Raw genomic sequence first — 8,623 nt, 5'->3', positions numbered from 1 at the left:
GCCGCTTTTACCAACAAGGTATGCGGGCTGCAACCCTGATTCGGTCTATCTCTTAGGCATCTTTGTCACCCCCCCAGTAATAATGCTTGACTGAAGAATGCAAATTTTGTTTTAAGTCTGTCGAAGGGGAGTTAAGTACACATCTATCTATAGAGAGATATTGAGAAAGTTCTCTAAGCTAGCAGTTGTCAATCGGATGAAACTCACATCTTGCACTATTGTCAAGAACAGGCTTTTCGGCCTGTTCCACAATGAAATTCATCTCTTGTGGAACAGGCCGGAAAGCCTTTTCCTACACAAGTAATTGAGAATTGTGCAATATCTCAGATGAAACAAAGTAGGGACTTAGGCTTGACCTAAGTCCCTACAGATGCTCGCATACAATCTATATTTATCCGTAATTTTAAGCATTGGTATAACTTTTGTCGATCGCCCAATCGACGAGCTATTCTACTATAAAAACCCGGTTTTCAAGTAAGTCCTAAATACAAAAAACACCGCTCCTCAAAACAGGAGAACGGTGTATAGGGGGTGTTATGGGTTGTTGTCTGGGATTAACCTTAACAAATCACGATCGGCTGAGGCTATGCCTTGTGATGGTTAAAAAATTGGCACAAACCTGCATGATCGCCCGTTGCTCGATCGACCTTTGCGATTAGCCCAACCATTCCACAACAGCATCCTGCTTGGTATTGGTGCGCCGTTCTGGGGTTTCGCGGTTAAATTTCAAGTGGATGGCGCGGTTTTGTTCGCCGTCTGCTGCTACTGCAAAAATCGGATAGTCGATTAAGCCGTCTTGGAAGGACATCTGGAAGCGGAAAGTGCCGTCAGCATTGAGTTTAATCGGCTGTCCGCCTACGTAGACGGTAGCGTCAGGCTCGGTGGCCCCGTAGACGATCAGTTCGGCATCAGCAACTAACCAGAACTGGCGGGGGCGCATCGGGGCGGCGAAGCCAACTCCCGACATACCGACACCGGACATACCAAAACCAGACATGGTGAGACCGGACATACCGACACCGGACATACCGACACCCGACATGGTGAGGCCGGACATACCGACACCCGACGCGGTGAGGCCGGACATGGTGGGAGCCGCCCACATTCCGACGCCGGAGGGGAACACGTAGGAACTGAGAGCTTGTTCGTGGATGCCAACTTGCTGGACGGAACCGGCGACGTGCTGCATGGAACCGAAGACAGAACCCGCTACGCGCAGGGCTTCGGCAGATTCTGCCATGCCGAATATTTGTTCGTAGATGGCGTTGCTGGTGCTGTAACCACCGCCATTGACTGCTTGTGCGAGTTTCTTGGCCGGAGGAACCAGTTCCGCGAATGTTTTGCCCTGCAATTCTTCTTCCCAGTCGAGGGTGATGAATTGATCTTCAATCCAGTCGCTGGGATAGACGGGAGGAACGCGGACTTCAGCCGATCGAGCTAATACCAGCCAGCGGCCATCTGCACAGCGGTAGCCGATGTCGATCGCGTAGTCCCGATCGCTCACGGGGATTGGCACATACCATTCCCGCGCCAGTTCGTCGCAGGGATATTCTTGAATGCTGTGCGGGCTTTGAATGTCGAGGTTAACATCTGTAACGTCGTAGATCCGCAGGGCGAGTTGCTGTCCTCCTTGGCGACGCAATTCTTCTTTGCGATCGTTGGGAATGTCCCAGTAAGTGTAGGCCCATTCAGGGTCGCGGGGCATTAAAACCACCCGGCTTTCGCCGTAGCCGTTGGGCAAATCTGCTAAACCTTCATCTACAGACGACAAAGAACCGCCTGTTCTATCTTCTTGACCGAGTTCAAACTTTGCTGCTTCCACTGCTTCTTGTGCCTCTAGTTTGCGAGATGGGCTGTAGGAAAATTTGGTGCGTTGAATTTCTTGAATTGATGCCAGAAGTTGCGATTTCCGCATCCGGCTGTAGCGAGAGACTCCACATTCGCTAGCCACTCTGCGGAGTTGTCGCAAAGTCATCTCTTCTAATGGTGGGCGTTCTTTTGCCATGAGTTGGTTCTCCACTAATTTAGGATGGCGGGTTAGATTTTTTTCTTTCAACACAAATGTGTTGACTTTTTGAGTTAGAAACTCTTTTAAATCCACATATTATCGAGCTTCCAAATCTCTCCAACCTTTGAAGCCTTGCTTGTTTTTAGCTTGTCTTGTCCCCCATGCGATCGGGGTTTGGACTTATTGGCTTCTGCGCGCACCGCCCGATCTAAATAAAGCTTTATCTGTCGATTCTTGGTTGACAAGATCGATTTTGTGAGTGCGATCGGTGCTGCTAGCAACGCTGTGCTTGCAGCACACGCGCTATTCGACTCCCAGGGGTGCTTAATCCAAGCATTTCTTTGGGATCGCTTTGTCATGACTTAATGTTGCAGACAAATTGCGATCGGGTCAAGGGGTCTTTTCCCTCAATCCTGGGTACTTATACGCATTTTCGTGATTTTGGGGATCAGATTGTCATGGAATCTTGACAATACTCCGCTTGCGGGGATCGTCTCGGAAAGTATTGTCAAGATTCTCTGACATGAATTAGATTTGAGATTGAGTCGGCTGGGGCGGTACTATGGATAGAGGAAATTTAGTACAAAATTTGCTAGGCTGGCAGTTGGGCCATTGTCTTATGCAAGCTTCGCTAACGGGCGATCGCAACTACAAACCAACAGTCCTGAACGCAAAAATGGTTTGACGCCCTACTCAAACAGATAAGGTGGGCACTGCACACCCTACACATAGACGTTCTGCGTAAATCTTGTAAAATCTAAAATCTAAAATCTAAAATCGAATGACTCTAACGCTTTACAACAGCTTGACCCGTCGCGAATCACCTTTTGAACCCATCGAACCAGGAAAGGTGCGGATGTATTGCTGCGGCGTTACGGTATACGATTACTGCCACGTCGGCCACGCCCGCGCTTACATTGTTTGGGACATGGTGCGGCGTTATCTAATGTGGCGGGGATACGATGTGCGCTACGTGCAGAATTTTACAGATATTGACGACAAAATTCTCAACCGCGCCCGCGAAACTAATTCCACAATGGAAGCTGTGGCGGAACGCTTCATCGATGAATATTTTGCAGATATGGACAAGCTAAATATTCTCAGGGCCGATGAATATCCTCGCGCCACCCATACAATGGACGGGATTAAACGGCTGATTCACGAATTAGAAAATAAAGGTTATGCCTATGCTTCCGGCGGCGACGTTTACTACAACGTGAGGCAATTTCCTGATTACGGAAAACTTTCCGGTCGCAAGTTGGAAGAAATGCAAGCCGGGGCTAGCGGTAGATTGGAAACCGCAGAAATAGAATCTCAAAAAAAGCAAGATTCCTCTGATTTTGCCCTGTGGAAAAGCGCTAAGCCCGGTGAACCTGCTTGGGATTCATCTTGGGGAAAAGGTCGCCCCGGATGGCACATCGAATGTTCGGCGATGGTGCGCGATTGCTTGGGCGAAACTATTGACATTCACTGCGGCGGTTCCGATTTAACTTTCCCCCACCATGAGAATGAAATTGCTCAATCTGAAGCCGCGACGGGCAAGTCACTTGCTAATTATTGGATGCACAATGCTTTTGTGACTGTCAACGGCAAAAAAATGTCGAAATCTTTGCACAATTTTATTACAATTCGCGATTTGTTGGATGGGAATTGGTCGGGGGATACAGCTTTGGAAGGAAGCGAGAAGTCAAAAGCGGTGGAACCGATGGCAGTGAGGCTGTTTGTGTTCATGGCGCAGTATCGGAGTCAAATTGATTTTACCGAAGAGGCGATCGCCTCCGCTAAAAATGGCTGGCACACTCTTAAGGAAGGCTTACTTTTTGGCAGTCAACACGGATCTAAACTGGGTTGGGATGTTGAGAAAATTGATAAATTGACTGAAGAGAATAGCACATTAGCCCAGCAATTTCAAGCAGCTATGGATAATGATTTTAATACTCCCGCTGCTTTGACTGTGCTGTTTGAATTAGCCAAAGAATTGGGCAAGGAAAGCAATGTTTTAGTGCATCAAGGCAAAACAGAAATTTCGCCGGAATTGTTGCAGCAAAAATGGGTGACTTTGGTAACTTTGGCAGGGGTTTTGGGTTTAGAAGTTCAGCCGGAAAGTGATAGCAATGATGCGGCTGGCGGTTTGAGTGATGGGGAAATTGAGGCGATGATTCAGAAGCGGAAAGATGCCCGAAAGGCGAGGGATTTTGCTGAGGGCGATCGCATTCGCAACGAACTTAAGGATCGGGGCATTACTTTGATAGATCAAAAGGATGGTACAACCATCTGGCACGGGAGTTGAAATTTAGAGTTTTTTAACCGCAGATGAACGCGGATGAACGCAGATGAAATTCCATCCGCGTTCATCCGCGTTCATCTGCTGATATCTGCGGTTAAAAACTCCCATTGACAAACTCCGCAACAGCCGCGACAAATTCTGCGGTGGATTCATAGGGCAAAACATTGCGCCCCGGCATTAATAAACCTTCCGCATTGGGAAAATGGGCTAAATATTGCGCTAATCTTTCATCCGGTTTCTCTTCTTTACCCGCTTGACTGATGCTTGAGGCTTTTTCTCCCATCACAATGAGTGCGGGTCGATCGAACTTTTGAATCGTACCGCTATAATCCTGCCGCCAAAACCCCGCTAAAAACGAGAAAACCGCGTGTCTGCTGTCAAGATTTGCCGCCCCAGCCTGCAAAGCATCCAACCATTCGCTGTCAACCTTTGCCGCATCGCCAAACAGTTGTTTCACAGAAAAAGAACGCAAAAACTCAGCGCGTCTGGCGTAGCGGTAAAAAGCGTTTCCCAATGGAGAATTTAACAAATTCCAGACAATCCGTTGCTGTCTTTCTGTCGAATGTTTGTTCATCACAGCCCAAGCGGGAGGCCCTGCGAGAACTAACCCGCGAATTAAATTTGAGCCGCTTTCCTGCTGCATTTTTGCTAAAGCCAAGCCTACAGACAGTAAAGCACCTTGCACGAGTACGATCGCAGGTTTTTTTACTACACTTTCCAAGAAATATTGCAACTGTGCGGCCCAATCGTCAGGATAGCAAGCCACAGCCGGCATTTCGCAATCGCCGCAGCCCAAAAGGTCGGGATTGTAAATCGGATTACTGTTCCCTGCTTGGTACCAACTCTCACAAAATCTATGCCAAAAGATTCTTGACAAACCAACTCCTATCGGATGAATTAATAACAAAGGGATGCTATCTTCTGTCGCAGTAGTTTGGTTATAAACATCATAAGCACAGCGATAGTTTTGCCATTCGTAAAACAGCGTTGGTGACTTTATAGACGAAATGGTGGATAAATCTTGGGTTGAATATGGGGGTTGCATATTATTTTTTTTTGAACCGATGTTACTTTTTATTATAATATGAGTAGGTGCGGGTTTTACCCGACATATATTTGGTAAATGAGAATATAAATAAACCCGCTCTGCGGGATGACATAAACGCCAATACAAACCTTGATTACTTAATTATGTCAGAACAGCGGATAACTATTTCTTTACCTAACTTGCTGCTAATTGTAGCATCGTCCTTGCTGCTAGTGCTGCTGTGGCAATTGCGAAGCCTGCTAGTAATTCTGATGATATCAGTTGTGCTGGCTGCTTCGATCGTCCCGATCGTGAATTGGGCCGAAACCATGCGGGTTCCCCGCTGGCTGGCGGTGATTATGGTTTATTTAACTCTCATCGGCGGATTTAGCGGGACGGTAGTGTTAATCGGGCCCACGGTAATCGAACAAATAGAGTTACTGCTGCGGCAGCTACCAGTTTATGTCGAAAGTTTGCGAACTGTGGCAACTAATGTATTGAGTCGCCTAACCGACGATGCCCCAACCTTGGTGGGTCAGTTGGTGGACACTCAATCGCTGACTAATTGGCTGATTCGATCGAGCCAACAACTGGTTTTGCGATCGTACAGTTTAACGAGAGGCATTCTAGGCGGTGTCTTCAGCCTAGTTTTAGCATTATTTATTTCCGGTTACATGGTTGCCGACAGCGACACATTAATCAAAAGTTTGGTGCAGTTTTTCCCAAAACCTTGGGATACAAGATTAGCTGCACAAGCCGCGCCAATCGGCCAAAGAATGGGGAGTTATATTCGCGGGCGAGTGTTAGTTTCCGGAATTTTAGGGATATTTATTACCACAGGTTTGAGCATTTTGGGAATGCCGGAATTTGCTTTAGGCTTGGGTGCGATCGCAGGTGTTACCAACTTGATTCCCTTCATCGGCCCAGTGTTAGGAGCAGTACCAGCATTAATCGTAGCATTAGCTAAAGGTGGCTGGGTACTTTTGTGGGTATTACTGTTATTTGTAATTATCCAGAATTTAGAAACTTACGTCCTCGATCCTTTGCTAGTTGGTTCATCGGTTGGTGTGCATCCTTTATATCAATTGCTGTCTGTATTGGGAGGTGTTCAAGTATTAGGAATTATTGGAGCTGTAATTGTGCCACCTTGGTTTGCGGGAGTGGCAGCTTTGATTGAAAACTTGTATTTAAAACCCAAACTTAGGAGCGAACATCGAGAGGCAATAGATCAGGCTAAAAATAATTCTGATTTGCCACCTCTTACACCTTCAGCGTGACAGCAGCTTACGCCTTGAGAATTCAACACAGTAGACTCCAATTGCAAACATTCGCTCACCTCCCTGGAAATTATCTGCGTTTATCCGCGTTTATCTGCCTTACATCTGCGGTTGACCATCAATCAAAGATTCATGCAATAAATCTAGTATCCACAAGTCCACTGACTAAGGACTAATTGCCACTTCAATGCGGCGGTTGCGCTGCCGATTAGTATCGGAACTATTATCCACCGAAGGGCGACTTTCCCCATAGCCGATCGCTACCCAATGATACTTCTGACCGAGCACACCAGACAAATACTGCACCACAGCCTGAGCCCGCGCAAACGACACATTGCGATTGTCCGCCGCTTCCCCCGCGTCGTCAGTGTGGCCAGCAACCCGCACAGTTGCCCCCTCGTGATTACTCAACTCGGCCACCAAATTGTCCAAAATCGCACTTGTTCCCGCGCGCAAAGAAATGCTGCCAGTATCAAACAAAACATCGCTGGGCAGAGTCACCATCAGCCCATCCCCCCCAAACACCGGATTATTGGCATTCTGTGGCGCAGTATTCACCGTTTCAGGGTTCAGACTGGGGCTGCTGCCGATCGCCGGTAAAGCAGGGGCAACACTTGCCGCCGTTTCCGGCGACGCTAATTCCCGCGACATCAACTGCAAACGCTTTTCCAAAGTTTCCGTCGGGCGGCTGCTGCCCAACTGACTCTCCAAAGCCGCCGTGCGACCAATCAGGGCGTTGAGTTCGCCCTGCAACTGTCTCAAATCCGACTGCAATTTCTCTCTCTGGGCAGGACTAACTTTTGACTGGGGAGTCGGTGTAGCCGTTGGTGGCGGAAGCGCCGGAATTGGCGTTGCTGGGGCGCGTTTCGGGCTGGAGGTCAAATTTTGAGTTACACGCAGCAATCTCTCTGCCAGCGGCATTTCCGTCGCGCCTGACGGATAAATTTGAGCGATCGTCATCCCCAAAACCCACGCAAAACCGCTGCCCACCCCCAGCAGCAGCAGTCGAAAAATCAGCGACAGTACAAGCAAACCTTTTCCCCGCGACTGGGAGACGCGAGTGGGGGGGATTGAAGGTTTTTGGTTAAAAGATCGCGTCATATTTCATCCCTCTCGGTGTACATACCAGATTAATTTCGATACTATCTTACCTATCCGATTGGAAATTTGAGATTTGAGATTTGAGATTTGAGATTTATCCTCCCATCTAAAATCTCAAAAAGAAACCCGGTTTCTATAAATCGGGGGTTTAGTGGCGAAGCATCGAGGCAGAAACCGGGTGTCTAATCCGTTGCGTGCCAGCGTGAATCTGTTGGATAATTCAGTAAAATTTTTGGAAAAAAAACCGATGACTGACCCTTTAAATAGCCCTTATCCCGTTCCTTGGGAATGGATTACTGCCACTCATGCTAAAGTGAGTTCTACTGCCGGCACAGGCCTCCGCTATTATCGCAGTCCATCCCTAGTTTCAACGAACGGCCAATACGCAGCTTACAGTCGAATTGAGTTGCAAGTACAGCCGGAATTCTCCCGGTGTCGGGTTAGCAGTGTCATGTTTGTGGAAAATCTCAAAACCGGGGAACTGCAAACAGTGGCCGCTGCATCGCCACTGGCCGAAAGTGGGATGTATGCTAGCGATGATACAGATATGTCCGGGACGATCGCCATTTTAGTGCCTGTTTCTTGGAATCAAGACGGTTCCCGCATTCTCGCCCGCGAATTTGAAGCACTTTTCAACTCTTCGGATATGTCCGACTACGGTGTCATTTGGGACAAAAATGATAATTACACTTATACCGTTGCTCCCGCTCGCAGTCTTTACACTCATGCTGTATTGTTGGGTTGGAGTCAAGTTTGTCCCGGACAAGTTCTGTTCCGCGCCGGCAATTTGGGCGATCGATCTTGGCCTCTTTGTGCAGTTGATATGACAGGGCAAACGGTAGCAGTCACCGAGGACAAACCCTTAGTTTTCGGCAGTCAAGCCAGCACAGACTGGATCGAACCTAAAACTCGTTTTTAGATAT

At 47.9% G+C, this 8,623-nt stretch carries 6 protein-coding genes; 3 read left to right on the top strand and 3 right to left on the bottom strand.

Annotation, left to right across the window (positions count from 1 at the left end; all coding sequences use genetic code 11):
• Positions 1-655: 655 nt before the first annotated feature.
• A complete protein-coding gene (locus tag QUA77_RS22820) occupies positions 656-2,005 on the bottom strand; it encodes a DUF4912 domain-containing protein (protein ID WP_333452668.1) in 1,350 nt (449 codons plus the stop codon).
• A 784-nt stretch (positions 2,006-2,789) separates the two neighbouring features.
• Here QUA77_RS22820 and cysS point away from each other — a divergent pair.
• Complete coding sequence (gene cysS / locus QUA77_RS22815) at positions 2,790-4,298, top strand: cysteine--tRNA ligase (protein WP_333452666.1); 1,509 nt, start codon at positions 2,790-2,792, stop codon at positions 4,296-4,298.
• 91 nt (positions 4,299-4,389) lie between these two features.
• Here the strand turns inward: cysS and QUA77_RS22810 are convergent, their stop codons facing one another.
• On the bottom strand, positions 4,390-5,340 hold the full coding sequence (locus QUA77_RS22810) for an alpha/beta fold hydrolase (RefSeq protein ID WP_333452664.1): 951 nt from the start codon (positions 5,338-5,340) through the stop codon (positions 4,390-4,392).
• A 146-nt stretch (positions 5,341-5,486) separates the two neighbouring features.
• Between QUA77_RS22810 and QUA77_RS22805 the strand changes: the two genes are divergently transcribed.
• On the top strand, positions 5,487-6,599 hold the full coding sequence (locus QUA77_RS22805; RefSeq protein WP_333139761.1) for an AI-2E family transporter: 1,113 nt from the start codon (positions 5,487-5,489) through the stop codon (positions 6,597-6,599).
• Between the two features lie 165 nt (positions 6,600-6,764).
• Here QUA77_RS22805 and QUA77_RS22800 read toward each other — a convergent pair whose 3' ends face one another.
• On the bottom strand, positions 6,765-7,700 hold the full coding sequence (locus QUA77_RS22800; RefSeq protein WP_333035183.1) for an OmpA family protein: 936 nt from the start codon (positions 7,698-7,700) through the stop codon (positions 6,765-6,767).
• Positions 7,701-7,947: 247 nt separating this feature from the next.
• Between QUA77_RS22800 and QUA77_RS22795 the strand changes: the two genes are divergently transcribed.
• Positions 7,948-8,619 carry a hypothetical protein gene (locus tag QUA77_RS22795; protein ID WP_333035185.1) on the top strand — a complete coding sequence of 224 codons (672 nt, stop codon included), beginning with the start codon at positions 7,948-7,950 and terminating at the stop codon, positions 8,617-8,619.
• The last annotated feature ends 4 nt before the right edge of the window (positions 8,620-8,623 follow it).

Origin of the sequence: Microcoleus sp. K5-D4 (assembly GCF_036704575.1) — a bacterium.
In the GTDB taxonomy this organism is placed as follows: domain Bacteria; phylum Cyanobacteriota; class Cyanobacteriia; order Cyanobacteriales; family Microcoleaceae; genus Microcoleus.
This window is presented reverse-complemented; position numbering and strand designations above follow the sequence as displayed.

Bases quoted from the DNA above. Each gene is read 5' to 3' on its own strand.
- QUA77_RS22820 (WP_333452668.1), bottom strand. From the start codon at position 2,005: ATGGCAAAAGAACGCCCACCATTAGAAGAGATGACTTTGCGACAACTC.
- QUA77_RS22810 (WP_333452664.1), bottom strand. From the start codon at position 5,340: ATGCAACCCCCATATTCAACCCAAGATTTATCCACCATTTCGTCTATA.
- QUA77_RS22795 (WP_333035185.1), top strand. From the start codon at position 7,948: ATGACTGACCCTTTAAATAGCCCTTATCCCGTTCCTTGGGAATGGATT.
- QUA77_RS22800 (WP_333035183.1), bottom strand. From the start codon at position 7,700: ATGACGCGATCTTTTAACCAAAAACCTTCAATCCCCCCCACTCGCGTC.
- QUA77_RS22805 (WP_333139761.1), top strand. From the start codon at position 5,487: ATGTCAGAACAGCGGATAACTATTTCTTTACCTAACTTGCTGCTAATT.
- cysS (WP_333452666.1), top strand. From the start codon at position 2,790: ATGACTCTAACGCTTTACAACAGCTTGACCCGTCGCGAATCACCTTTT.